Genomic DNA, 25,789 nt, shown 5'->3' with positions numbered 1-25,789 from the left:
AGGTCACCGGGCGTCGGATCACACCGCGGTGTCCGCCTCGCGGGAGGTGAGCAGTGCGCGTACGGCCTCAATGGTGGCGCGGGTCAGGGAGGGGTCGCAGCCGCTGCGGGCCCGGGCGCTGAGGCGGACCGGGGGGACGGCGGGGAGGTCGTGGCGTGGTGTGAGGCCGTCAGGGTACGGGCTGCCGGGGATGGCGAGCAGCGCGGCGCCGAGTCCGGCGCGGGCCGCGTCCAGGACCCCGGCGAGGTATCCGGCCTCGGCGACCACGATGGCGGGTGTGTGATGGGAGGCGAGCGCGGTCAGGGCACGGCTGCGGATCACGCACGGGTCGCTGATGGCGACCAGAGGGAAGGGGGCAGGGGCGGCGGGGGGTGTCCAGCCGGGGGCGGCGTACCAGCGCAGGGGCAGTTCGCCCACAGAGGTGCCCGGGGCGTGTGCCGCCTCGGTGACGTAGACGGCGAGATCGAGTTCGCCGCGTGCGACGGCGTCCGACAGCCGTGCCGAGCGGTCTATGCGCACGCGGACCTCGGCGCCGGGCCGGGTGTCGCGTACGGCCGCGGTGAGTACGGGAAGGATCTGGTCGGCGCCGTGTTCGGTGGCGCCGATGGCGACCGGTGCCTCGTCGGGCTGATCCTCCCCCATGAGCCGGCGGAGGGCAGCGTCGTGTGCGCCGACGATCTGCTGGGCCTCTTCCAGCAGCCGGGCCCCATGGGCGGTGAACCGGGTCTTCCTGCCGTCGCGTTCGACGATGGGGCGTCCGAGTGACTTCTCCAGCCGCCGAATGTGCTGGCTGACGGTGGATTGGCTGAGGGCGAGTGCGCCGGCGGCGCGGTGGAAGCCTTCGTAGTCGGCGACGGCGATGAGGCTGCGCAACGCCACGATGTCCAGTACCGGCCGCATGTGCGCAGGCTAGCACCGATCGATCGCTGATCACGATCGATTTTGATGGCAAATCATCGTTGGACGCCCGACTCCGGGTTCGTGCATCCTGAGGTCATGCCATGCACACCGCTCGTGGCGGCCCACCGGCCGCGCACGCACCGCACCGGATCCGGGCCTTCGGCCGCCGGACCGGCGGTGTGCCGCGCCAGGTGCGCCTGGCTGACCCGGCGGCGCGTGGTCGACTTCGGCCGCACCGGCGCCATGCGCTGTCGCTGACCAACAGCTCTCCCCGGCCCTCGCCGCCGGTCTTCGTGCTCGTCAGCCGTCTCAGCCGTCGCCTGTTCGTGTCCTGGCTTCCGCGTCGGCAACGGCTTCCTGCCTTCGTCTCACCCCGTCCCGTCCGCGCCTGCGCGTCTCCGCGCCCGCGCGGCTGCTCCGCCTCGCTCGTGCGGGCGGGCGTCACTGTCGATGAATCGAGTTCTCATGTCCTCTGCTCAGCCTGTCCACTCCTGGGACGAACCAGCGGGAATCGCCCCGCGCGGCACGCTCGTGCTCCTCCCCGGGCGGGGTGAACACGGCGGTGTGTACGAGCGGTTCGGCCGCCGGATCTCCGCCGACGGCTATCGCGTCCGCGCCCTGGGGGATGCCTCGTCCGATCCGGAGGCCATCACCGAGGCGGCCACCAAGCTGTTGCGCGACGAGACGCACCCGGGCCCCCACGTACTGGTCGGCTCCGACACCGGGGCGGCCCACGCGGCGCGGCTCGCCGCCCTCGGCACCCCCGGGCTGGACGCGCTGATCCTCGCCGGACTGCCGACCGGTCCGCACCCCACCGAGGTCGCCGCCGCGGACTGGGAGGACGAGCTGGAGCAGCGCACCGCCTGCCCCACCCACCGTGGCAGGCTGACCGACGACGAGGCGTTCCGGCGCGGCGCCCTGGCGGGTCCGTCGGCGCTGGAGTCGCCGGCGCTGGACGGGATCTCCGTTCCGGTGCTCGGGCTGCACGGGGCCGAGGACACCGTCAGCCCGCTCGGTGAGGTCCGCCGCGTGTTCCGCGGCCTGCCCGGCGCGGAGCTGGTGAGCCTGGTCGGCACGCGGCACGACGTCCTCAACGACGTGACCCACCGCACCGCCGCAGCCACGGTGGTCCTCTTCCTGGAGCGGCTGCGGCTGGATTCCGGTCTCGCACCCATCGCCGTCACGGAGGGCCTCGTATGACCGCCCCCGTCCTCACCACTCCGGCCGAGCTGTACTCCCGGCTGTCCCACGGTGATCCGGCGCCCGTCGTCCTGGACGTACGGTGGCGGCTCGGCGATCCGCACGGCCGTGACCACTACCGCGCCGGACACATCCCCGGTGCGGTGTACGTCGACCTGGACACCGAACTCGCCGCTCCTCTCGCCCCGGAGAGCGGCCGCCATCCGCTGCCGGACCTTGCCGTGCTGCAGCGGGCCGCGCGCCGCTGGGGACTTGCCACCGGCCAGCCGGTAGTGGTGTACGACGACAATGGCAACACCGCAGCCGCCCGCGCCTGGTGGCTGCTGCGCTGGGCCGGGGTCGAGCGGGTCTCACTGTTGGACGGGGCGCTGGCCGCATGGCGCGCGGCCGGACTGCCGGTCGAAACGGGCGAGCCCACCCCGCCGGCCGAGGGAGATGTCGTGCTCGCCGCAGGGCGACTGCCGGTGCTGGACGCCGACGCGGCGGCCGAGGTGGCCCGTACCGGCGTCCTGCTGGACGCGCGGGCGGCCGAGCGGTACCGGGGCGAGACCGAACCGGTCGATCCGCGCGCCGGGCACATACCCGGCGCCCGGTCCGCCCCGACGGGCGACAACCTGACGCCGGATGGCACGTTCCACAGCGTGGAGGAGCTCACGCGGCGCTTCGCCGCGCTGGGCGTCGACGGCACGACCAGGGTCGGTGTCTACTGCGGCTCCGGCGTCACGGCGGCTCACACGGCCGTGGCCCTGGCCCGCGTCGGCGTCACGGCCGCGCTCTACCCCGGCTCCTGGTCCGCCTGGTCCGCCGACACCGCGCGCCCCGCGGCTGTGGGTTCGGCGCCGGGCTGATCCGCCGCCCGAACACCTCCCTGAACGCTTCCCGACCGAGAGGCCGCATCATGCCCTCCGCGCACTCCTCCGTATCCGGGGCCTCACCGCCACCGGGCACCTCCGCACCACCACCCCCCGGTGCGGCGAAGGACTCGACGCCGCCCGCCAAGCCCACCGCCGCGCGCACCCGGCCTCTGCCTCGCCTCCGGGTCCCGCGCGGGGTCCGGCGAGCCTCCGGGCCCGTCGGGCTGCTGCTGATCTGGTACCTGGCCGCCGCTACGGGCCTGCTCCCGGAGACCGTGCTGGCCTCCCCCGTCGACGTCGTACAGCGTGGGGCGGACCTCATCGGCACGGGTGAACTGACGCAGGCCATCGCCGCCTCCGGCCGCCGCGCCGCCCTCGGCTTCCTCATCGGCGCGGCCGTCGCGCTCACCCTGTCGCTCACGGCCGGGCTGTTCCGGCTGGGCGAGGACGTGATCGACGCGTCGATGGGCATGTTCCGGGCCATTCCCTGGGTGGGTCTGATCCCGCTGTTCATCGTGTGGTTCGGCATCGACGAGACCCCGAAGATCGCGCTGGTGGCGCTCGGCGTCACCTACCCGCTGTACTTCAACATCTACGGTGGCATCCGCTCCGCCGATGCCCAGCTCATCGAGGCCGGGCGGATGGTGGGCCTCGGCCGCATCGGACTGATCCGGTACGTGATCCTGCCGTCCGCGCTGCCCGGCGCGCTGGTGGGACTCCGGTACGCGCTGTCCACCGCCTGGCTGGCGCTGGTCTTCGCCGAGCAGGTCAACGCGGACGCCGGCATCGGCTATCTCATGAGCAATGCCCAGCAGTACTTCCAGACCGACGTCATCGTCCTGTGCCTCGTCGTGTACGCGGTGCTGGGGCTGCTGTGCGACTTCGCCGTGCGGCTGCTGTCCCGGCGGCTCCTGGACTGGCGGGCCTCGTTCCAAGGAGAGGGAGCATGACCGCGGTGAACGGCACGAACAGCGTGGAGGTCCGCGGGCTGACTCGCGCCTTCGGCGACAAGACGGTGCTCGACCGGCTCGATCTCACCATCCGCGGGGGCGAGTTCGTGGCCCTGCTCGGCCAGAGCGGCTGCGGAAAGTCGACGCTGCTGAGGATCCTCGCCGGGCTGGACAGCGAGACCGAGGGCGAAATGGCCGTCCCGCGGCGGCGGTCGGTGGCCTTCCAGTCGCCCCGGCTGATGCCATGGCTGCGAGTGTGGCACAACGTCGTGCTCGGTCTGGCGGGCGGGGACCGCGCGCTCGCCGAACGCTATCTGGCCGAGGTCGGCATCAAGGAGTACGCGGGCGCCTGGCCGCGGACCCTTTCCGGCGGTCAGGCCCAGCGCGTCTCCCTGGCCCGCGCACTGGTGCACGAACCCGAACTGCTGCTGCTGGACGAGCCGTTCGGCGCGCTCGACGCCCTCACCCGCGGCAAGGCGCAGCGGCTGGTGGCCGACCTGTGGCAGCGGCACGGCTGCTCGATCCTGCTGGTCACGCACGACGTCGAGGAGGCGCTCCTGCTGGCCGACCGGGTGCTGGTGATGGACGACGGGCGCATCGCCTACGAGGCGGAGGTGGGCCTCGACCGCCCGCGCGAGCTCGGCTCCCCCGACTTCGTGGATTTGCGCGGCGAACTCCTGCGACGGCTGGGGGTCGACGACGCCTCGGCGCTTTCGCACCACCGAGAAGAGGTAACCGCATGAACCGCAGGACCACGGTCGCGGCGCGCGCGATCGGCGCCGCGCTGTCGCTCACCGCCCTCCTCGCCACCAGCGCGTGCGCGGGCGGCAGCCGGGCGGCGTCCGAGACCGATCCGTCGAAGGTGACGCTGACCCTGGGCGACCAGGCCAAGAACCTGAAGACGCTGTTCGACGCCTCCGGTGCCCTCAAGGGAACGCCGTACAAGGTGAAGTGGGCCGAGTTCGAGGGTGCCGCGCCGCTGTTCCAGGCCGTGCAGGCCGGGGCCGCCGACACCTCGTACGCCGCCGATCTGCCCACGCTCCAGGCGCTCGCCGGCGGGGTACGCGTCAAGGCCGTGGGAGCGCTGCACAACGACGGCACCCACACCGGGATCGTGGTCCGTAAGAACTCGCCGGTGAAGAGCGTCAAGGACCTCAAGGGGAAGAAAGTCGTCGTGTCCTCGGCCAAGGGGTCCATCGCCGAATATCTTTTGGCGCACGCGCTACAGCAGGCGGGGTTGAGCTACTCGGACGTCCATGTGCAGTATCTGCTGCCCACCGACGCCCAGGCCGCCTTCACCTCCGGCAAGATCGAGGCCTGGGCCACGTTCGGCGTGTACAAGACGGTGGCCGAGCAGCACGGGGGCCGTCTCCTGGTCAACGGCGCGAACGGGCGGGTGAGCGGCTACGGCTTCATCGGGGCCTCCGAGAAGGCCCTTGACGTCCCGGCGAAGAAGAAGGCCATCACCGACTATCTGCGCCGCCTCGACAAGGCGCTGGCCTGGTCCCGCCGGCACCCCGCCGAGTATGCCAAGGCCATCCAACACAACAACGGAGCCTCGGCCACGGTTGCCAAGGATTTGGTCGACCAGGCCAACAGCGAACTGCTGCCGGTGGCCAAGCCGGTGATCCGGTCCGTGCAGAAGGTCGGCGACACCATGCACGACATCGGGGTGCTCACCCCCAGCCCGACCCTCGCCGACCACGTCGACACCAGCCTCGTCAAGGAGTGACCGCAGCCATGCCCGTCGAGTTCATCAGCGCCGTGCACCCCAACCCCGCCACCGAGGGCGACCCCACCGCGGGTTCCGGAATCGATGTGGACTACGCCCGCCGCTACGCCCGCGCCCTGGACGACTCAGGCTTCGACTACACCCTGGTCACCTACCACTCGGCCGCGCCGGACGCGCTCCAGCTGGCCCAGTTCGTCACCCATCACACCGAGCGCATCAAACCGGTCCTCGCCCACCGCCCCGGGGTGGTGTTCCCCACCCACGCGGCCCGCGCACTGGCCACGCTGGACCAGATCAGCGCCGGACGGCTGGTGGTGCACATCATCTCCGGCGGCAACGACGAGGAGCAGCACCGCGAAGGCGACTATCTGGGCAAGAGCGAGCGGTACGCCCGCTCGGACGAGTACATCCGGATCCTGCGCAGGGTATGGGAGGCCGACGGGCCGATCTCCCACGAGGGCCCGTACTACCGCTTCGAGGGCTTCCGCTCCGATGTCGCCCCGTACAACGGCACCATCCCCATCTCGGTGGGCGGTTCGTCGAGCGACGCGTACCGGGTGGGCGGGCAGCTAGGCGACATCTTCGGGCTGTGGGGCGAGCCGCTGAAGGAGACCGCCGAGCAGATCGCCTCGGTGAACGCGTACGCGGACGCCGCGGGCCGGCCCCGGCCGCGCATCTGGGTGTCCTTCCGGCCGATCATCGCCCCCACCGACGAGCTGGCCTGGGAGAAGGCCCACCGCACCCTGGGCTCGGTCAAGGCCAACCACGCCGAGCGGGCCAAGCGCCGGCACTACCCGGCGGTCGGCCAGGCCACCCCGTCCAACGTCGGATCGCAGCGGCTGCTGGCCGTCGCCGAGCGCGGCGAGGTGCACGACCGCTGCCTGTGGACCGCACCCGCCGCGGCCACCAACGCCGCCGGTGCCTCCACGGCCCTGGTCGGCTCCCCGGAGACGGTCGCCAAGGCGTTGCTCGACTACGTCGACATCGGCTGCGAGCTGCTGTCCATCCGCGGCTACGACCCGCTCAACGACGCCATCGACTACGGGCGCCACGTACTGCCGCTGGTCCGTCAGGAGCTGGCCCACCGCGCCGCCACCTCGGCCGCCTGACATCCCCTCCCCCTCCGTTCCCCTCATGAAAGGCATCACCCGCATGCCCAGGCCACCGGCCCGCTCCCGTCCCCGGCGCGCCCGCGCCCGTACCGCTCTCGCCGTCGTCGTGGCGCTGGCCGCTGGTGCGCTGAGCGCCTGTGGCGGCTCCGCGGGAGCGGACGGGGGCGGGAAGGGGCACTCCGTCACCCTCCGGGTCGGTGCGACCGGCTGGAAGGAGGAGGAGGCGCTGCTGAAGTTCGCGCATCTGGACGACACTCCGTACGAGGTGAAGTGGAGCCTGTTCCAGGGCGGCGACCGGCAACTGGAGGCGGTGCGCGCCGGTGCGCTGGACGTGGCGAGTTCCAGCGAGATCCCGCCGGTCTTCGCGGCGGCCGACGGAAAGCCGAACTTCAAGGTCGTCGCCGTGCGGCGGGGCAACACCCTCAACCAGGAGGTCGTGGCCCCCAAGGGGTCCACGATCACCTCGATGTCGCAACTGCGGGGCAAGAAGGTCGGCTACGTCAAGAACACCACCGCCCACTACTTCCTCTACGAACTCCTGAAGCGTGCCGGACTCGGCTGGGACGACATCGAGGCCGCCCCGCTGGATCCCGACAAGGGGATCGCCGCGTTGAACGGCGGTTCCATCGACGCGTTCGCCGGATACGGCAACGCGGTCATCACCGCCCATCAGCGGGGCGCCCACACCATCGGTTCCGGCAAGGACATCCTCTCCGGCAACTTCCTGTGGACGGCCTCGGACGACACCCTCGGCGGCGCGGCCGAGCGCAAGGCGCTGACGGACCTGCTGGCCCGTATCGACAAGGCGTACGCCTATGTGCGCGCCGGGCGCCAGAAGGAGTACGCGAAGCTCATGGCCGCCGCCACCCACCAGCCAGTGGATCAGGCGCTGGAGGAGTTCACGGCCGGAGAGGCCCAGCGCAGGACTGGGATCCAGCCGGTGAGTGCCGGGGCCACCGCCTCCGAGCAGAAGGTCGCCGACGCCTTCGGTGACCTCGGGGCGGTGAAGCGCAAGCTGATGGTGAGCGAATTCTGGAGCGACCGGCTGAGCGCGCGGCTTCGGAAGGACCTCGCCTCATGATCACTGACCTATCGCTGCCCATTCCGAATCTCTCCTCGCTCTCCTCCGTGACGCGACAGCTCGCCACGACCGCGGCCGCGTACGACCGCGACGGCACGTTCCCGGCCGAGGGGATCCGCGCCGCGCACGAGGCCGGGCTACTCACCGCCACCGTCGGCGAGCGGTACGGGGGTCCCGCCCTCGGGGTGGCGGACACCGCGCGCATCCTGCACGCGCTCGGCGAAGGCGATCCGTCGGTGGCACTGATCGCCGCCATGAGCCTCTCCGTCCACCGCCGCCAAGCCGTGCGGCCACACTGGCCGGAAGAGCTCTACGGGCAGGTGCTGGCCGAGGCCGCTTCGCGGCCGGTGCTGCTCAACCACATCCGTGTCGAGCCCGAACTCGGCTCGCCCGCGCGAGGAGGGCTGCCCTCGACGGTGGCCCGGCGCACATCGGACGGCTGGTCGCTCAGCGGCCACAAGCGCTTCGCGACCGGTGTGGAAGGGCTGGACTGGCTGCTGGTGTGGGCCACCACCGACGAGCCCACGCCACGGGTTGGCACCTTCGTGGTGCCCGGCACCGCCCCCGGAATCGAGATCACCCACCGCTGGAACCATCTGGGGCTGCGCGCCAGCGGAAGCCATGACATCGCGCTGCACGACGTCGAGATCCCCGAGGGCAATGTCATCGACCTCACCGGGCACGGCGCCGCGGCGGAACAGGACAACCGCGCGGGCGCGGCCCTCCACCTGCCGCTCGCCGCCCTCTACCTGGGCGTGGCGCGCGCCGCCCAGGGTTACGTCCACCGCTTCGCCCACGAACGGACCCCCGCCAACCTCGGCCATCCGGTGGCCCGTACCGAGCGCTTCCGGCGCGTGGCCGGTGAGATCGCGCTGCGGCTGGACTCCGCCGAACAGCTGGTGTTCGCCGGTGCGGAGCGGGTCGACGGCGCCGACGGCTCGTACACCCCCGAACACGCGCTGGGCGCCCGAGTCCTGGCCGACCGGCACGCCACCGAGGCGGTCGCCCTGGGGCTACGGCTGCTGGGAAATCCGGGGCTGTCCCGCGACAACCCCCTGGAGCGCCACTTCCGGGACGTCCAGTGCGCCCCGGTGCACGCCCCGCAGGAAGACACGGCGCTGCTCGCCATCGGCGCGGCCGCGCTCGGCACACGAAGTGAGAGGCCGACATGACCGTCCCACTGTCCGGTCCGGATACGGCCGACCGCACGGGCTCCGCACCCGCGCACGCCACCGGTACGGATGCCGCCGCCGCACTGCTGACGGCCCTGCGCCGCGACCTGCCCGACGGGACGCTCGGCACCGGTCCCGAGGCCACCGGCCCGTACGCCATCGACCGCTCCGGCAGCACGCCGGACGGCGTCCCGCTCGCGGTCGTCCACGCCACGCACACCGAACACGTCCAGACGGCACTGCGGCACGCCCACGACCTGCGGATACCGGTCGTGCCACGCGGGGCGGGAACCGGGCTGTCCGGAGGGGCGAGCGCGGGCGCGGGCAGTGTCGTCCTCGACCTGTCCCGCATGAACCGCGTCCTGGAGCTGACCCCCGAGGAACAGATCGCCGTCGTCGAGCCGGGTGTCATCACCGCCGAACTGGACCGCGCGGCGGGCGAGTTCGGGCTGCGCTACGCGCCCGACCCGGCGAGCGCGGCGATCTCGACCATCGGCGGGAACATCGCGACCAACGCGGGCGGGCTCCGCTGCGCCAAGTACGGAGTCACCAGGGATGCGCTCCTGGGCCTGGACGCGGTGCTCGCGGACGGGACGCTCGTACGGACCGGGCGGCGCACGGTCAAGGGCGTGACCGGCTACGACCTGACCGGCCTGCTCACCGGCTCCGAAGGCACCCTCGGGGTGATCACCTCGGCCACCCTGCGGCTGCGCCCGGTACCGGAGGAGACCGTCACGGTCGCCGCGTACTTCGCCACGTTCGCCCAGGGCGCCGAGGCCGTCTCCGCGCTCACCGCCGCCCGGGTCGAACCCGCCATGGCCGAGCTGCTCGACGGCCCGGTCCTGGGCGCGGTGGACGACGCCCAGGGCACGGACCTGCGGTCGCGCGGGGGCGCCCTGCTGCTCCTGCAGTGCGATGGGCGGGGCGCGGCCGCCGAAGCCGACGCGGCCGTACGGTGCTTGCGCGGACACGCGACGTCGGTCGAGGTCACCGGGGACCCCGCCGAGGCGGATCGGCTGCTCGCCGCACGGCGGCTCGCGCTGCCCTCGCTGGAGCGGCTGGGCCGGGTCCTGATCGAGGACATCGCCGTACCCCGGAGCCGACTGGCCGCCGCCGTACGCGAGATCGACGCAGCGGCCGACCGCCACGGGGTGCGGATCTTCACCTTCGCCCATGCCGCCGACGGCAACCTCCACCCCATTCTCGTCCTCGACCCGGCCCTCACCGGCATCCCGGACGCCGCCTGGCAGGCCGCGGGCGACATCTTCAGCGCCGCCCTCCGCCTCGGCGGCACGCTCACCGGCGAACACGGCGTGGGCACCCTCAAACAACGCTGGCTCGCCGACGAGCTCGGACCGGCTCAGCACCGACTCCAGCGGCGCATCAAGGCGGCCTTCGATCCACACGGCATCCTCAACCCGGGCAAGGCGCTCTGACGTCGTCCCGCGGCCACCGGCCGCCGTGCCCCGTACCGACGATTTCGAGGTGACCCTCCATGTCCACCGTCCTGTCCGTCTCCGGAAGCCCATCCCCCACCTCCCGCACCGCCCGTCTCCTGCGCAAGCTGGACGCCCGGCTCGCCGCACAGGGACACCAGGTGATCCCGCTGGACATCCGCACGCTCCCGGCTGAGGCCCTGCTGCACGCGGACTTCGGACACCCGGAGATCGTCCGCGCCACGCAGCTCGTCGCGCGGGCCGACGCCCTCGTCATCGGCACCCCGGTCTACAAGGCCGCGTACTCGGGGCTGCTGAAGGCGCTGCTCGACCTGCTGCCGCAGTACGCACTGGAGGGCAAGACCGTGCTGCCACTGGCAACCGGCGGCAGCACCGCTCATGTGCTGGCCATCGACTACGGGCTGCGTCCAGTGCTCGCCTCCATGGGGGCCGCACACATCACACCGGGCTGGTTCGTGCTGGACAAGCACATCGAAGCGCGGGACGACGAGGATCTCGTGGTGGATCCCGCCGCACGGGAAGGGCTCGAACGGGTCGTCGACCAGTTCTCAGCAGTGCTGAGCAGCCCGGGTTCCGCCGACGCGGTCGCCGCGTGACCGACTCGGATCAGTCGCGTTGCCACTCCTCGGCGAGCAGTTTTACTGGTAAGCCGGGGCTCTTACTCGTTGTCGGAGGGGTTGGCAGCATAGGGGTGGGCGGGGCAGTCAGGGCTGAAGGGTCGAGGGTGGCCTCGGTGGTCTGATTCTGTGACCCCCTTGGCCAAGTCATCAAGGTTCGATCCAGGGAACCCACCCGCCTCGTGAACGGGTACGTACAGCTCGCCACAGAGCAGGATCGGGGCGTATCGCGACCGCTGAGGCGCAAAAAGCCATCGCCAACAACTCTCGTACTGTTCTGTTTACGTGGAACCAACGGGAGACATACGCCGCTTACCTGGCGGCGGCCACCGCCGGAATCCAAGCGCAAGGTGACAATTCCTTCGGGCAAGAAGCTGCTCCGTCGCGCAGAACACACCTACAGGCTGTCTCACGTGGTGGTGCTTCAGCTACTCGACCGCGCTCGTGAGAAACGTGTGGGGCTCGGCGGCGAGGTTTCGCATCTCCTCGCCGGCCGCGTGCACAGTGGTGGTCTCGAAATGACTGCCCTGCCGGAAACCTCATCCGTCCTGGTGGGAGCCAGTGCATCGGGCTTCCCCGAAATCTGGCCGCGGTCACTTGAGTCGGCGCTCTCGCGCAGCTGCCGTCAGCGCGTCATGATGATCGATCGTGCTGCTGCGACTGGCTTACCTGGGTGTGACGAACGCGTTCGCGATGCTTCGCCTGCTGCCGATGACCGACCGGGACAAGGACACGGAGATCCTCGCCCTGTGCCACCAGATCACCGTGCTGGAACGCCAACTCGGCAAGGGCAAGGTCCGGTTCACGCCCAGCGACCGGGCGTACCTGTCGGCGCTGCTGCACCGGCTGCCACTGCACGTCCTGCGAACACTACGGCTACTCGCCCGCCCCGACACGGTACTGCGTTGGCACCGCAACCTCGTCGCACACCGCCATGCCGCCTCCTGCCGCCCCAAACGCCCAGGACGACCACGCACCGTGCGCTGCATCCTGTGCCGCTCGAAAAGTCCTCGCGGCTGATCAGGCGGCATAACGGTACTCGTTGATGAGACCGCCGAAGATCCGGGTACGCACGACTTTGTGAGTATTGAGGTCATGCACCGCAGCAGGTTGTTCAGGGGCGTCGGGTGGTAACTGATTGCGCCCTTGATGAGGGCGGTGCTCGTTGTAGTGCCGCTCGTAGGCCGCGAGGACGTGGCGGGCGTGGGCCTCGTTCATGATGAGGACGTGGTCAAGGGCTTCGCGTCGGATGCTGCCGATGATGCGTTCGCAGTGCGCGTTCATACGGGGAGCCTGTGGCGCACTCTTGAGGATCTTCATCTCCTCGGCCCGAAAGACGGCGTCGAAAGCCTCGCCGTACTTGCCATCGCGGTCGCACAGCAGGAAGCGCAGAGTCTGGATGTGTATGCCCAGGTCGGTGGTGAGATTCCGCGCCTGCTGCACCGTCCAGTCCCGTGTGAGGCGGGCGGTGACCCCGGTGATGTGCAGTCGCCGGGTGGCGTGCTCGAGGAACACCAGTGCGTACAACCGCCTGCCGAGGGCGGTGTCGATGTGGAAGAAGTCTGCCGCGATGATGCCCTCGGCTTGCGCGGTCAGAAACGCGCGCCAAGTGGGGCCTGAGCAACGTGGCGCGGGGTCGATGCCGGCCGCGTTGAGGATCTCCCAGACCGTCGAAGCAGCGATCCGATGCCCAAGTCGGGTCAGCTCCCCTTGGACCCGCGGTGTCCCCAACTCGGATTCTCCCTGGCCAACCGCAGGACGAGCTTCTTGACCGCTGCGGGGGTGGGCGGACGGCCGGGGCACCGGCACGCGGTGTACTCCCACTTCGCGGCGATGAACCTGCGGCGCCAGGCAAGCAGGGTGCCGGGGGTGACAGGGAAGACCTCGCGCCAGTGGCGCCGGGGTATCAGCCCGGACAGGGCGGCGAACCAGAACCGGTCGGCAGGCTCGTAGCGGACCGGTCCGGTCAACTGGCGGCGCAGGACCGCGTTCTCGTGCCGCAGCACCAGCAGTTCCGCGTCCTTTACCGTCCCGCGACGGAGGAGTATCGACGGAACAGTGAGCAGCTTCCGGGTCACCTTGTACAGCAAGGACACGATCACGGAAGGCATCATCCCAGCGAACTGCCCCGCTCACCTGCGGCGATGACTTTTCGAGCGGCACAGGCCTGAAACTGCACCTGGTGTGCACCCTGGCCGGGCTGCCCGTCACCTGAGCCCTGGCCGACCCCAAAATCGACGAACGACAGGTACTGGCAACCCTCATCGACAACGAACCACACCTGGCCGCCGCCCGGCCCGAACTGCTGATCCTGGCCGACAAGGGCTACATCGCCGCCGAACTCGACAGCTTCCTCGCTGCTCGCGGTATCCAGATGCTACGGCCTTCCTACCGCAACCGCGGCACGCCCAGGCCGGGAGAAGCCCTGCTCAAGACGGTGCGACAGCTGATCGAGTCCGTCAACGACACCCTCAAGGGTCAGCTCGACCTCGAACAGCACAGCGGCCGCACCATCGAGGGCGTCGGCGTCCGCGTGGCCCAGCGGATCCTGGCCATGACCTGCGCGATCTGGCGCAACCGCACCATCAGCGCACCCATCACCAGGTCGCTCATCGCCTACGACCACTGAGCCACATCGGAACTACTCGTCTAATGCGCACCGAGGGACAGAGCAATGCCCGTGCAACGACAGGGAGTTGAGGGACCGCACAACAGACCCCCGAAACGCAACCCGAACCCGACCCGGAGTCGGCCCGAAACTCAGACAGTCCCGGGTATCACAAGCCCCGACTCGTACGCCACGATCACCAGCTGTGCCCGGTCCCGCGCCCCCAACTTGCCCATGATCCGGCTGACATGGGTCTTCGCGGTCAGCGGGCTGAGTCCCAACGCGTCGGCGATCTCGGAGTTGTTGAGACCGCGGGCGACCAGCGCGAGCACCTGCCGTTCCCGTTCGGACAGCCCGCTCGGCCCGCCCACCGCGGATGTCGTCGCGGTGTCCGGCGCGCGCAGAAAGCGGGCGATCAGCCGCGAGGTAGGACCGGGCGAGAGGAGGGACTCCCCCGCGGCCACCGTCCGGATGGCGTCGAGGAGTTCGGCCGGCCTGATGTCCTTCACGAGGAAGCCGGACGCCCCGGCCCGCAGTGCCTCGACGATGTGCTCGTCGGTCTCGTACGTCGTCAGGACGAGCACCTTCACCCCCGCGAGATCCTCGTCGGCGGCGATGAGCCGGGTCGCCTCGATCCCATCGAGGTCGGGCATGCGGATGTCCATCACGATGAGCTCGGCCCGCGCTGACCGGGCCAGCGCCACGGCCTCCCGCCCGGTGCCCGCCTCGGCGACGACCTCCATGTCCCCGGCCGACGAAACGAGCATCGCGAAGGAAGCCCGTACGAGGTTCTGGTCGTCGGCCAGCAGTACGCGGATGGTCATCGAACCTCGTCCTCCCGGGACAGCGGCAGTGTGGCGGTCACCTCGTAGCCCTCGGCGGGCGCCGGACCGGCGTCCAGTGTGCCGCCCACGCTACGGGCCCGCTCCCGCATTCCGACGAGCCCGAACCCCGGCGTGCCGTCGGACGGGCCCACCCCGACGCCCGAGCCGGCGTCCCCGCCCGTCCCGTCGTCCCTGACACTCACCCGCAGTGCGCCGTCCGCGGTCCACAGACCCACCCGCACGGTGAGGTCCTCGCGGCCACCGTGCCGTACGGCGTTGGTGAGCGCCTCCTGCACGATCCGGTAGGCGGCGGCGCCCACGGAGGGCGGTATGCCGTCCGCGCGGACGGACAGTTCGACCTTGGCCCCGGCCACCCGGCCGGACTCCGCGAGACCGGCCAGTCCGTCGATCCCGGGCAGCGGCCCCCGCATGTCCTCGGCCCCGGAAACAGCACCGGACACGGAACCGGCCCCCGCTCCCAGATCCGCGCCCACTCCCATGACCGTGTCATGCGCCCGCAGCACCTCCAGCGTCGTACGCAGTTCCCCCCGGGCGGTCCGGCAGGTCCCCGCGATGTCGTCCAGTGCCTGGGCGACGGCTTTGCGGTCGAGGCGCTCGGGGTCGGCGGTGAGGACGTGGGCCGCCACGGACGTCTGCACGCCGATGAGCGTGATGCTGTGGGCGAGCAGGTCGTGCAGGTCACGGGCGATCCGCAGCCGTTCCTCGGCGACGCGGCGCCTGGCCTCCTCCTCCCGGGTGCGTTCGGCCCGTTCGGCCCGCTCGACGATGGAGGCGACGTACCGGCGGTAGTAGCGGACGTCGATACCGATGAACAGGACCGCGATGATCCAGCCGGAGATCTCCAGGGACTCCAGCGCCCCCTTCGGGTTGGTGAGGCCGTCGATGATCACTGTCGGGCCGAGGACGGCGACACCGGTGAGCAGCGTGCGGCGTACGGCGCCGGTCGCCGCGACGGTGTAGAGCGCCAGGATGGTCGCGGGGATGGGCAGGGTGGGGTTGTAATCGAGGGCGTAGTACGGAGCCACGCAGGCCACCACCCCGAGCAGGGCCACCACCGGACGGCGGCGCCGCCATACGAGGGGCACGTGCCCGGCGAGCAGCAGCTTCCAGCCGAGATGGTCGGGCCGGATCCCTTCGCCGCCCATCAGGGCGATGGCTACGGCGAGCACGGCGACGCCCAGCGCGAGGACCGCGTCGTTGCGGGTGCGGCGCGGCGCGGTCAGCGGTTCGCGGTTGATGGCGGACATGATGCGCTCGACGCGACGGGACCGCCCGCCGCCACCGGCCGCCGTCTCCGCCGCCGACCGGTCGCGTACCCCTGTGGTCGTTCCCCGTTCTTCCACGGCTCCATCTTCCGGTACTCGTGCGGGAACCCGGGCGCCCCTCCGGAAGGAGAGGCACCCGGGCGGGCCCGCCGGATCAAGGTGCACGATCAGCGTGCTCGATCGAGACGTTCGATCAGCGTGCTCAGGGTGCTCAGGGTGCGCCGACGGTTTCCGGCTGCCGTGGCGGCTCGGTCGGTCCGGCCGGTCCGGTCCGTTCGGCCGGCTCGGGCTCCCGTGAGAGCCCTCCCGGCCACCACACCTTCCGGCGCAGGGCGACGCTGGCGCTGGTCACCAGGTACGTCCGTACGAGGAAGGTGTCGAGCAGGACGCCGACGGCGATCACGAAGCCGAGCTGGACCAGCTGCACCAGGCCCATGTTCATCAGCACGGCGAAGGTCGCGGCGAGGACCAGTCCGGCGGAGGCGATGACGCCGCCGGTGGTGCGCAGTGCGGTGAGTGCCGCCGCGGCCGGTTCCGCTCCCGCCAGGGACTCCTCCCTCATCCGGTGCATGAGGAAGATGCCGTAATCGACGCCGAGGGCGACCAGGAACACGAAGGACAGCAGTCCGAGCCCCGGATCGGTGCCCTCGAAGCCGAGGATCGATTCGAAGACCAGTCCGCCGATCCCGAGGGAGGCGCCCCACACCGCGACGACCGCGACCACCAGGAGCAGCGGTGCGACCAGACTCCGCAGCAGCCCGATCAGGATGAGCATCACGGAGACGAGGACGAGCGGCACGATGATCTTCGTGTCCCGGGCGCTGGTGTCCTCCAGGTCGATCTGCTGGGCGCTGTCCCCGCCGACGTAGGAGCCCTTCAGTTCGTCCCGCAGGGACTTGATGGTGGCGGTCTCCCCCGCCGACTGGGGTGCGCTCTTCGCGAAGACGGAGATCTCGGTCCAGCCGTCTCCCGTACGCCCCTTCTCCGCGCTGCCGACTCCCGGGGTGCCGCGGACGGCCGCGAGAGTCTCGTCGGCGCGGCCCTGCGGGGTGATCACGTCGATGGGCTGGCTGCCGTGCTCGGGATAGGCCTTGGCAAGGGTCTTCATCGCGACGACGGACTCCGGCTTTTCGACGAAGGAGTCCTCCTGCTTGACCGGTCCCGGCAGGTTGAGCGAGCCCAGGGCGAGGGCGCCGAGCAGTACGGCACCGCTCGCGAGTACGGTCAGCGGCCTGCGTCCGGCAGAGCTGCCCATCGCCGAGAACAGGCTCCGCCGCTGCTTGGGCGTGCTCCCGAAGGCGGGCACGAGCGGCCAGAACACACGCCGTCCGAGCAGTACGAGGATGGCGGGGAGCAGGGTGATCATCGCGATCAGCGCGCACAGCACGCCGACGGTGCCGAGCGGGCCCATGCCCCGGCTGCTGTTGAGGTCGGCGGCGAGCAGGCACAGCAGTCCGGCCGCGACGGTGCCGGAGGAGGCGAGCACGGCGGGCCCGCAGCCGCGCAGGGCGGCGACCATGGCCTCGTACGGTCGCTCGATGCGCCGCAGCTCCTCCCGGTAGCGCGAGACGAGCAGCAGCGCGTAGTCCGTGCCCGCCCCGAACACGAGGATCGTCATCACAGCCGAACTCTGCCCCGAGACGGTCGTGCCGAAGGCCTGGTTGAGGCCGTAGGCGACACCCATCGACATGTAGTCGGCGATCCCGGCGACGACGAGGGGCACGAGCCACAGCACGGGGCTGCGGTAGATCAGGATCAGCAGCACGGCGACGACGGCGATGGTGGTGTAGAGCAGTGGTCCGCCGAGCGAGTCGTAGACCGCGCCGGAGTCGGTGGCCAGCGCGCCGGTGCCGCCCACGTCGACGCTCAACCCGCCTTCGCCCTGGGCGACTTCGCGGACGTCGTTGACGAGCTTGTCCCGCTGCTCCTCGTTCGCCCCGGGCTCGTTGCTGGCGACCGGGTACATCAGGGTCGTGCCGTCCTTGGACGGAATCCCCTTGGGAGCACCGCCGATCAGCTCGTGCTGCCGGGTGATCTCCGCGACCTGCCCGGCCGCGGTCTCCCGGTCGGCGGCGCTGAGCCCGCCGTCCCGGTGGTAGACGAGCACCATCTCCGTGGTCTCGCCCCCGGGCAACTTCTCCTGGATCTTCGCCGCTTGCGTCGAGTCCGCGCTCGCCGGCAGGTAGTCGGTGACCCGGTCCTGCTGCACGTCGGCGAGCTTCAACGCGAACGGCCCGACGAGCGCGAGCACGGCAATCCACAGCCCGAGCACCGCCCATGGAACGGCTCGCCCGCGTCCCGTCCTCGTCGTGGTTGTCTCTTCGGCCCCCATTGGCCGATCTCCCTCCGGGTGACGTCTGCTTCGGTCCCCAGACTTCCGGTGAGAACCACGGCTTTCGTCGGGCGGGAGGGCGAGGTGACGCGTACTGCCGGGGGCGACGGCGGGTGCGGATTACTCCCCGGGGAGTAGTCGGCGGACGGCGCGCCGCCCCGGACGAGGCGCGGGGAAGTTGCGACCAGCCCTCACCGACCCGCAGCAGAAATCAATCCCCCGCCGGGAGGGCACGAGGGGCCCGGGCCCACCCGGGGCTCACGACGGCGTCCGCGCCGCCGTGAGCAATCGCGTCACATCATCCGCACAGATCGTCAGCGCAGCGCCCACCGTAGCGAGGGTCTCCCGTTCGGCAGGCGTGTACGGCGCGTCGGCGAGAGCGATACGGGCGCCCTGGAGGAGGATGGCCTCCCGGCCGGCGGGGGCCAGGTGGGGCGCCAGCGGGTCCAGGGCTCGTGGAGCTCTATGGCCAGCCCGGCCCGCAGGGTTCGCCGATGTCCATCTCGACGAACAGGTTGCCCTTGCCGGAAACCTCATCCGCCCTGGTGGGGGCGGTTCTTCGGGTGTCCCGAAATCTTGGCCGCGTCCGCTCGAGCTGACGCTCTCGCACAGTTGCCATCACGGCGTCATGATGATCGATCGTGCTGCTGCGACTGGCTTACCTGGGTGTGACGAACGCGTTCGCGATGCTTCGCCTGCTGCCGATGACCGACCGGGACAAGGACACGGAGATCCTCGCCCTGCGCCATCAGATCACCGTGCTGGAACGCCAACTCGGCAAGGACAAGATTCGGTTCACGCCGAGCGATCGGGCGTTCCTTGCGGCGCTGTTGCACCGGCTGCCACTGCGCGTCCTGCGAAGATTACGGCTGCTCGTACGCCCCGACACGGTGCTGCATTGGCACCGCGACCTCGTCGCTCGCCGCCATGCCGCCTCTTGCCGGCCCAAACGCCCGGGACGACCGCGTACCGTGCGCTCGATCCGCATCCTGGTGCTGCGCCTGGCGAAGGAGAACCCCAGCTGGGGGTACAGGCGCCTGCACGGCGAGCTGCTTGTGCTGGGGGTGAAGGTGGGCGCGTCCACCGTCTGGGAGATCCTGGAGGAGGCAGGCATTGACCCAGCGCCCGAGTCGTGCTCAGCGGCATCCAGATGCCAAGAATGAACTCGATCATGGAGCGCTGGATACAGACCTGTCGCCGCGAGCTCCTGGATCGGACATTGATCTGGAACCAGCGACATCTCCTCCACACCCTGCGCGAATTCGAACAGTTCTACAACGGACACCGGCCACACCAGGGCATCACAAACGCCAGACCGCTGCACCCCTTGCCCCCACCGATCGACGATCCCGACACGATAGCCCGCCTCGACATACACCGACACGATCGCCTCGGCGGCATCCTCCACGAATACCAACATGCGGCATGACCTGCACGGATGAGGTTTCCGGCAAGGGCAGTGCGCGGGCGTCGGCGACGTCTGTTGCTGGACCCGGCTGATGACGGTCTTCTCGTAACCCGGGCCGCTAATGGCCGGGCCGACGCGGCCGGCTGGCCGACGCTGCCCGTGTTGTTCCACCTGTTGTGGAGGCGGGAGTTGACCGCCGAGGTGATGGCGGTCGAGCTGCTGGGGTAGCGCACGGTCGTGCGCCTGGCCGGTGGGGGGTATCGGATGACGGAGGACCGGCGACGGGCGACGGGTTCCACCGACTGCCCGGATCGCAGAGTCCCCAAGAAGGCCGCTGGCCAGGCTCGTTGGCCGACGGGCCATATCCGGGAGGTGCTGCCGGGCTTTCCGCCGGATACTCCCTCGACCTCGCCCTCAGCGTCCTCGGTGAGCTACTGGGCGGACGGCGTGAGGATCAGGCAGACATCCCAGCCGTGCAGTTGGGCCGCACGCATCGCTTCCCGGAAGAGGCCCTGGCGCACCGCCCTACGTACCCGTGGACCGCAACAGGGGGCAGGGCCGTCGTGCATCACCCCCGTAACAGAATGATCCACTTCCTTGTGCGACCCGCGTCCACGCCTGTGAAGTGGGCTAATGCGCTTTCCGACGGCAGGCGGTCCTTTCTTCCGCCACCTGCGCGTGTGGCACGCCGTGGTGGCCTCTCTCGTCGTGGTGGCGGTTGTGGCGTTCCTTGTCCATCTCCCGTCCGACGACGGCGTGCGCCCGGTACCCGGCAGTCCCTGCCGACCGGTCGATTCCGCGCGTGAGGACACGCCCGCGACCCCCGACCTCGATGGGGACGGCTCCGTCGATTTGGTGCACGAGATCTCCCGGTCGTTGAAGGTCGACGTGGTCGTCGTGCCCGGCTCCGAGCGCGGTCCGGATCACGACCGCACGACCGTTCTCACCCAGGACGACCTCGGTGTGCCGGACGACATCCAGGTGGGCGACGACCCGTTCCAGCCCACGGTTGCCGACCTGGATGAGGACGGCCACGCCGACCTCGTCGTCAGCGGCGCCGCCCAGGTCCTGTGGGGAGGCCGCAAGGGCCCGCGGGCCGACGGGCCGCACGGGCGCGTCCCGCTGCCGGGCAGCGGCTACCACACCGCGCCGATCGCCGGCGACTTCGACGGGGACGGCCACACCGACCTCGCGGTCTTCAAGGACTCGGGCGAGGAGCAGGGCGAACTCGTCGTCCTCAAAGGACCGTTCAAGCGCTCGGGTGCCCCCGCCCGGACCGTGAAGATCCCCAGCCCCGTCCACAAGGGCGCGACTCCCGTGCTGGTCGCCGGGGACGCGAACGACGACCGCGCCACCGATCTCGCGCTCTACGACTCCCCGTGGGATCCGCCCCTGCTGTTCATCGGCGGCGCCCATACCGCCGACGGCCTGAGCAAGGAGCCCGAGCGGCTACCGGAGGGCGAGAACGTCGTCTTCGGCGACTTCGACGGCGACGGCCGGCAGGACGTCGCCGTCGGCCGGAGCTTCGTCGCCAGCTACGACGAGGACGACACGCCTCACCGGCGCGGTCAGGTCAGCGTCCGCTACGGGAAGGAGCCGGGGAAGTGGATCACCATGGAAGGCGGCGACTTCAAGGAGGGCTTCGGCAGCAAGCTCGCCGCCGCAGACTTCAACGGAGATGGCTGCGACGACCTGGCCGTCCAGCTCACCAAGAAGAAAGAGAAGGGGGACGCTCGGATCGAGGTGCTGCGGGGCGGCTCTGAGCACGGGCTCGGGTCGAAGCCCTGGCGCGCCACCAAGCGCTCCGTGCCGGGTGACGACGGCTCCAGCGACGGCATGCTCTTCGACGCCCACGACTGGGACGGCGACGGCCGCGCAGAACTGGCACTCTTCGGCGGGGACAGATGGTGGATCACCGACGGCACGGACCGCGACGAGGCATCCTTCCCGCTCACCCCCAGCAAGAACCAAGGTTCGTAGACACCTGCTTGTTGTCCCAGACCGTGAAACAGCTGGCCCTGGGGTGCCGGCCGGGACCTGCACTTGGACGGAGGTTCAGGGGGCTGGCGCTCCTGCCAGTGCCGCCCGCACGCGATCACCCTGACCGCCGGACAGGACTCCGGCAGTCCTCCGTTCATCCCCGTCCTGGAGAAGATCCGGGACCGCGACCCGATCGGACGCCCACGTTCTCACCCCGACGCGGTCGCCGACGACAAGTCCTACCCCTCCCACGGCAATCGCGCCTACCCCAGGACGCGGCCCGCGCCGGGGGCGCTCAGCCGACTGCGAACTGGTCTCCGGCGGTGCCGATCAGCCAAGTTGGGGTGCGGCCCAGGCCGCACCCTAACAGCAATTCCGCAGAACGTGCGGCCATCGCGGGTCCAGCCCCGAGTGGCGTGCATCGTGAAGTTGCAGGTCGCGGGTCTGGTATGAATGAAGAGTGGGTACTCACGCCGGTCGGCGGCCGATGGCCTTGGTGTAGATCATCGGGCGGGTCCGGTTCCGGCGGGATGCCGGGTTGAGGCGGGCGACGACTCCCCCGGTGATCCCGCGGCGATCGCCCGGCACCGTGGAGCCGAGCCAGATCGTTACCCATGCGCATCACGCGCCGGTGATCGTCGGGGCAGCGGTGAACTGGACGGGCGGGTCCAGATACTGCCGTCCCCTGCGGTGGCACGAGACTTCCCCGAGGCGTGCGAAAGCCCGACCACAGGGACGAAGGCGGCCGGGCTGGTTCGCGCTGGCGATCAGCCCTGCTTGACGACCGCCTTCTTCAGCGCGACGACCAGCTCGGTGCGCCGCTCTTTGCTCGTGAACTTCTGAGCGCGCGCGGTCCAGGCGAGCGTGAACCTGTCGACCTGCCGGCAATCCCCGTTGGCCTTCATGGTCTTGACCCAGTGCGCCGCCGTCTGCGGCGTCTTGTACTCGTAGATGTGGAACTCCCCAGCGAGCCGCACCGCCCCCTCGACCGGGTCTGGCCCCCTTCGCGAGCAGACCACGACATGCCGACGACCGTGTTCCACGAATTCACTTCGGATGTCTGTGGCAATGTGGGAGGCATGATCACTGCACACCACCCGATACGTCCAACTCGAGTCAACGGGGGCGCCATATGAGCTATGCAGGACCTCCCGGCCCCATGAAGCCCTTTCAGACGGACGACGCCGACAAAGCGAGGCGCGGCGCGAGCGGCTGTGTCGTCATCATGTTCGCCTCCGTGATCGCGATTGCCGCTATGGGCGTCGCGAACTGGCTGTGGCACATGCCTTTGCTGACCATCACGGTCGGGCTCGCAGCACTGGTCGGCAGCTACCGGCTCGGCGGCCGGCTCCGGCCGCTCATAGCGCGCCACATGCCCGACCCGTACCCCGAGGACAACAAGGACGACGACCAGGCGTGAGACCTGTGCCGTTCAGAAATGCGTCGCTGCAGGTCGTAGGCGGTCTGGCGGGATCAGCGGGCGTGCTGGGCCCATGTCCAGGTGATCGTGTCACTGGTGTATCAGGTCACGAGGAAGCTTCTCTCAGTCCCTGCGGTGCTGCTGCATCGGCAGACGTCCAGAGACGCTGCGTTGCTCGTGCTCCGGCATGAGAACGCGGTGCTGCGCAGGCAACTTGCGAGGCCGGTGCGGTATCAGTGGCCGGACCGGTTGTGGTTCGCGGCATTGTCTTCGCTGATACCTCGGCGTCGCTGGGCGCAGGTGTTCCCTGTGACACCGGGAACCTTGCTCGGCTGGCATTGGCGGCTTGTTGCACGCAGGTGGGACTATAGCGAGTGTCGGAGCAGTGCGGGTGCCGATAAATCATCCACGCGGGTCGGCAGACTGATCACGGATCTTCGGTTCTCCTCGGCGTTCACCCCGGGGTCTTCACCTGCGCGGGCGCCGGCGGCATCATGCTCTGTCGTGCTGCTGCGTCTGGCCTACCTCGCCGCGACCAACGCCCTGGCGTTCCTACGGCTCCTGCCGATGAGCGACAGAGAAAAGGACGTCGAGATTCTGGTACTCCGGCACCAACTGCTGGTCCTGCAACGCCGGGTCGGCAAGCCGACCTTCACCGACACAGACCGCGCCATCCTCGTCAGCCTGCTCCACCACCTCCCCAAAGACAGACTGCGGCACCTTCTGCTGCTGGTCCGGCCCGACACGGTCCTGCGCTGGCATCGTGACCTGCTCAGGCGGCGCCACGCCGCGACCTGCGTACCCAGACGACGCGGACGCCCACGCACGATCCGATCGATCCGCGCCCTGGTCCTGCGTCTGGCCAAGGAGAACACCTCATGGGGCTTGAAGGGTGTCAATATTCCGATCAGGCTGCTGAGCTGGGCGTTCCCTGTCGATGGTGAGGCAATCGGAGTGGCGTGGTGTGGTACTCGTTGAGCAGTCCACCGAGTACCTGGCGGCACCTGATTGTGCCAGCAGCAGGTAGGGGGATGACGTTCGGGTCGTCGTCAGGGGCTCGTAGGTCCAGGCTGCGGTGGGGCCGTCCCACGTTGTAGTGCTCGGCATACGTGGTGAGGACGGTGCGCAGATGTTCGCCGGTGATCAGGAGTCGGTCAGTGCACTCGGTGCGGGCTGTGCGTATCCATCGTTCGGCGAACGCGTTTGACCGTGGGCTCTGAGGCGGTGTCGGGATGACGGCTGTGCCGTTGCCGGCGAAGACGGCGTCGAACGCGGCGGTGAACTTGCTGTCCCGGTCACGGACGAGGAACCGGAAACACCCAGCCCTGTCGCCGAGGTCCATGAGCACGTTGCGGGCGAGTTGGGTGACCCATGCGCCGGTCGGGCGTGCGCTGACGCCCAGGACATGGACACGCCGGGTGGTGATCTCCACGACGAAGAAGACGTAGAGACGCTTGAGGAAGACGGTCTCCACGTGCATGAAATCGCAGGCGAGCAGCGTGTGGGCCTGTGAGCGCAGGAACGAGCGCCAAGTCTGCTGGGAGGCGCGCTGCGGTGCGGGCGGTAGGCCGGAGCGGCGCAGGACGCGCCGGATCGTGGCGGCGGCGACCCGATGCCCGAGCCGTCGGAGCACGCCTTGGATTCTGACGTACCCCCAGGTCGGGTTCTCCCTTGCCAGGCGCTGGATGAGCGCAACTGTCTCTTTCGGCAATGGTGGACGACCGGGGCCGACCGCCGTCTGGCGCCACTTCCAGCGCACCAGACGGCGGTGCCAGGCCAGCAGCGTGCCCGGGGTGACCAGCCGATGGCGGCGTAATGCGGGTGGCAGGCGCCGTGCGAGAGCGGAGAGCACGGCACGATCAGTCCATGAGAGCCGCGGGCGCTCGATCTGCCGGCGCAGCACAACGACCTCATGACGAAGCACGAGGATCTCAGCATTGTTCGCGGCGGTCGATCGGCCCAGCAAGAGTAAGCAGCCCAGTAGTCGAGAGAAGATCAGGTAGAGCAGTCGCAGACCCACAATCATTGATCACGCCCACACGTAGACGACTGCAAAGCCGTAGGTCAACCACCGTACGGCAATAAAGACACCCTTCAGGCACGCAGGGCATCGATGATGAGCGCGTACTGCTCTGCTGCCTTCGGGAACCGCTGCGCGCGGTGGTGTGCCTCCTCCAGCGCCTTCCCCGTCGGCGTTGCGCCGCGAGCGAGCAGATGCTGCACCATCTGCACCTGTCCGAAGGCGGCCGCCCACTCCAGTGCCGTCCTGTTCTTCATCACCGCATCGATGTCCGCCCCATGATTCAAGAGCAGGTCTACAGTCTGCGGGTGTCCGTGGTCTTCGGAGGTCGCTGCCAGCACTATCGGTACGTAACCCATTCTGCCCTGGGCACAGATCGGGGCACCGCCACCTAGAAGAACCCTCACCGCCTCTGTGTGCCCGTGCATCGCTGCCTGGCACAGAGGCGTCGTCTCGTCGTACTCGCCTGTTTGCTGTTGCGGGTCCGCCCCCGCCGCGAGCAGCAACCGGACGGTCCCGGCATGTCCCTGCCTCGCCGCGAGATCCAGTGCGGTGCGCCGAGCCGCGTTCGGTGTGTCCACCCCGGCACCCTCGCTCAACAATCGTGCCACCACAGCCGCGTCGCCATCCTTGGCCGCCCGCACCAACTGCTCCGCTTGGTTCATGTCGTGATCATGCCTGGCCGTCCAACTTCACTGGCAAACGGTCCAGGTTCGATGTCAGAGGACACCGGGTGCCGCAGGGCCACCGCGGCGCGGCTGGGGAGCTGGCCCTTCCTGCGCAGGGTATGGCTGCGGACGCCGCACCAGAGGAGCACGGTACGCAGTGAGTGGCCA

Annotated in this window: 21 protein-coding genes and 5 pseudogenes; 17 read left to right on the top strand and 9 right to left on the bottom strand. The window is 69.9% G+C overall.

Features of this window, described 5'->3' with window-relative positions:
- Positions 1 to 18 precede the first annotated feature (18 nt).
- A complete protein-coding gene (locus ACZ6CL_RS16890; protein WP_468936759.1) occupies positions 19 to 900 on the bottom strand; it encodes a LysR family transcriptional regulator in 882 nt (293 codons plus the stop codon).
- Between the two features lie 96 nt (positions 901 to 996).
- Between ACZ6CL_RS16890 and ACZ6CL_RS16885 the strand changes: the two genes are divergently transcribed.
- From ACZ6CL_RS16885 to ACZ6CL_RS16830, 12 genes are all read left to right on the top strand, one after another.
- On the top strand, positions 997 to 1,158 hold the full coding sequence (locus ACZ6CL_RS16885) for a hypothetical protein (protein WP_468936756.1): 162 nt from the start codon (positions 997 to 999) through the stop codon (positions 1,156 to 1,158).
- Positions 1,159 to 1,365: 207 nt separating this feature from the next.
- Entirely contained in the window at positions 1,366 to 2,100 is a 735-nt protein-coding gene (locus ACZ6CL_RS16880) for an alpha/beta hydrolase (RefSeq protein WP_468936754.1), read from the top strand.
- On the top strand, positions 2,097 to 2,948 hold the full coding sequence (locus ACZ6CL_RS16875; RefSeq protein WP_468936751.1) for a sulfurtransferase: 852 nt from the start codon (positions 2,097 to 2,099) through the stop codon (positions 2,946 to 2,948). Before ACZ6CL_RS16880 ends, ACZ6CL_RS16875 begins: the two co-directional genes overlap by 4 nt.
- A 50-nt stretch (positions 2,949 to 2,998) precedes the next feature.
- Positions 2,999 to 3,904 (top strand): ABC transporter permease, encoded by a 906-nt coding sequence (locus ACZ6CL_RS16870; protein ID WP_361479738.1) that lies wholly within the window; start codon positions 2,999 to 3,001, stop codon positions 3,902 to 3,904.
- Entirely contained in the window at positions 3,901 to 4,647 is a 747-nt protein-coding gene (locus tag ACZ6CL_RS16865) for an ABC transporter ATP-binding protein (RefSeq protein ID WP_468936748.1), read from the top strand. Before ACZ6CL_RS16870 ends, ACZ6CL_RS16865 begins: the two co-directional genes overlap by 4 nt.
- Positions 4,644 to 5,636, top strand: coding sequence for an ABC transporter substrate-binding protein (locus tag ACZ6CL_RS16860; RefSeq protein WP_468936746.1), 993 nt, complete (start codon positions 4,644 to 4,646; stop codon positions 5,634 to 5,636). Before ACZ6CL_RS16865 ends, ACZ6CL_RS16860 begins: the two co-directional genes overlap by 4 nt.
- Before the next feature lie 8 nt (positions 5,637 to 5,644).
- A complete protein-coding gene (locus ACZ6CL_RS16855; RefSeq protein ID WP_468936743.1) occupies positions 5,645 to 6,745 on the top strand; it encodes an LLM class flavin-dependent oxidoreductase in 1,101 nt (366 codons plus the stop codon).
- Positions 6,746 to 6,770: 25 nt separating this feature from the next.
- Complete coding sequence (locus ACZ6CL_RS16850; protein ID WP_468936741.1) at positions 6,771 to 7,829, top strand: ABC transporter substrate-binding protein; 1,059 nt, start codon at positions 6,771 to 6,773, stop codon at positions 7,827 to 7,829.
- Positions 7,826 to 9,001 carry an acyl-CoA dehydrogenase family protein gene (locus tag ACZ6CL_RS16845; protein WP_468936739.1) on the top strand — a complete coding sequence of 392 codons (1,176 nt, stop codon included), beginning with the start codon at positions 7,826 to 7,828 and terminating at the stop codon, positions 8,999 to 9,001. The genes ACZ6CL_RS16850 and ACZ6CL_RS16845 overlap by 4 nt, the downstream gene beginning before the upstream one ends.
- Entirely contained in the window at positions 8,998 to 10,437 is a 1,440-nt protein-coding gene (locus ACZ6CL_RS16840) for an FAD-binding oxidoreductase (protein WP_468936736.1), read from the top strand. The genes ACZ6CL_RS16845 and ACZ6CL_RS16840 overlap by 4 nt, the downstream gene beginning before the upstream one ends.
- Before the next feature lie 59 nt (positions 10,438 to 10,496).
- A complete protein-coding gene (gene ssuE / locus ACZ6CL_RS16835; RefSeq protein WP_468936733.1) occupies positions 10,497 to 11,054 on the top strand; it encodes an NADPH-dependent FMN reductase in 558 nt (185 codons plus the stop codon).
- A gap of 669 nt (positions 11,055 to 11,723) precedes the next feature.
- Entirely contained in the window at positions 11,724 to 12,095 is a 372-nt protein-coding gene (locus ACZ6CL_RS16830; RefSeq protein ID WP_468936730.1) for a hypothetical protein, read from the top strand.
- Here ACZ6CL_RS16830 and ACZ6CL_RS16825 read toward each other — a convergent pair.
- Positions 12,096 to 13,177 (bottom strand): annotated as a pseudogene (locus ACZ6CL_RS16825) (integrase core domain-containing protein).
- 62 nt (positions 13,178 to 13,239) lie between these two features.
- On the opposite strand from ACZ6CL_RS16825, the pseudogene ACZ6CL_RS16820 reads away from it, so the two are divergent.
- Positions 13,240 to 13,704: pseudogene (locus ACZ6CL_RS16820) on the top strand (transposase); the annotation flags it as partial.
- Positions 13,705 to 13,835: 131 nt separating this feature from the next.
- Here the strand turns inward: ACZ6CL_RS16820 and ACZ6CL_RS16815 are convergent.
- The 4 genes and pseudogenes from ACZ6CL_RS16815 to ACZ6CL_RS16800 form a co-directional block, all read right to left on the bottom strand.
- Positions 13,836 to 14,507 carry a response regulator gene (locus tag ACZ6CL_RS16815; protein WP_468936727.1) on the bottom strand — a complete coding sequence of 224 codons (672 nt, stop codon included), beginning with the start codon at positions 14,505 to 14,507 and terminating at the stop codon, positions 13,836 to 13,838.
- Positions 14,504 to 15,871, bottom strand: a complete 1,368-nt coding sequence (locus tag ACZ6CL_RS16810; protein WP_468936724.1) for a sensor histidine kinase — start codon at positions 15,869 to 15,871, stop codon at positions 14,504 to 14,506. Before ACZ6CL_RS16810 ends, ACZ6CL_RS16815 begins: the two co-directional genes overlap by 4 nt.
- A 133-nt stretch (positions 15,872 to 16,004) precedes the next feature.
- Positions 16,005 to 18,125 (bottom strand): MMPL family transporter, encoded by a 2,121-nt coding sequence (locus tag ACZ6CL_RS16805; RefSeq protein ID WP_468936721.1) that lies wholly within the window; start codon positions 18,123 to 18,125, stop codon positions 16,005 to 16,007.
- Positions 18,126 to 18,383: 258 nt separating this feature from the next.
- Positions 18,384 to 18,615, bottom strand: a pseudogene (locus ACZ6CL_RS16800) (TerB family tellurite resistance protein); the annotation flags it as partial.
- Between the two features lie 151 nt (positions 18,616 to 18,766).
- Here ACZ6CL_RS16800 and ACZ6CL_RS16795 point away from each other — a divergent pair.
- Positions 18,767 to 19,554, top strand: a pseudogene (locus ACZ6CL_RS16795) (integrase core domain-containing protein).
- Positions 19,555 to 20,166: 612 nt separating this feature from the next.
- On the top strand, positions 20,167 to 21,513 hold the full coding sequence (locus ACZ6CL_RS16790) for an FG-GAP repeat domain-containing protein (RefSeq protein WP_468936718.1): 1,347 nt from the start codon (positions 20,167 to 20,169) through the stop codon (positions 21,511 to 21,513).
- 767 nt (positions 21,514 to 22,280) lie between these two features.
- On the opposite strand, the gene ACZ6CL_RS16785 is transcribed toward ACZ6CL_RS16790, so the two are convergent.
- Positions 22,281 to 22,556 carry a hypothetical protein gene (locus ACZ6CL_RS16785; protein WP_468936715.1) on the bottom strand — a complete coding sequence of 92 codons (276 nt, stop codon included), beginning with the start codon at positions 22,554 to 22,556 and terminating at the stop codon, positions 22,281 to 22,283.
- Positions 22,557 to 22,672: 116 nt separating this feature from the next.
- Here ACZ6CL_RS16785 and ACZ6CL_RS16780 point away from each other — a divergent pair, with 116 nt between their 5' ends.
- Together ACZ6CL_RS16780 and ACZ6CL_RS16775 are read left to right on the top strand one after the other, a co-directional pair.
- A complete protein-coding gene (locus tag ACZ6CL_RS16780) occupies positions 22,673 to 22,933 on the top strand; it encodes a hypothetical protein (protein ID WP_468936712.1) in 261 nt (86 codons plus the stop codon).
- Positions 22,934 to 23,437: 504 nt separating this feature from the next.
- A pseudogene (locus ACZ6CL_RS16775) lies at positions 23,438 to 23,833 on the top strand (integrase); the annotation flags it as partial.
- 7 nt (positions 23,834 to 23,840) lie between these two features.
- On the opposite strand, the gene ACZ6CL_RS16770 reads toward ACZ6CL_RS16775, so the two are convergent.
- Both ACZ6CL_RS16770 and ACZ6CL_RS16765 read right to left on the bottom strand, forming a co-directional pair.
- Positions 23,841 to 24,953, bottom strand: coding sequence for an integrase core domain-containing protein (locus tag ACZ6CL_RS16770; protein ID WP_468936827.1), 1,113 nt, complete (start codon positions 24,951 to 24,953; stop codon positions 23,841 to 23,843).
- A 74-nt stretch (positions 24,954 to 25,027) separates the two neighbouring features.
- A complete protein-coding gene (locus ACZ6CL_RS16765; protein ID WP_468936710.1) occupies positions 25,028 to 25,618 on the bottom strand; it encodes an ankyrin repeat domain-containing protein in 591 nt (196 codons plus the stop codon).
- Positions 25,619 to 25,789 lie beyond the last annotated feature (171 nt).

This window comes from Streptomyces sp. NPDC041200 (assembly GCF_055591805.1).
This window is presented reverse-complemented; position numbering and strand designations above follow the sequence as displayed.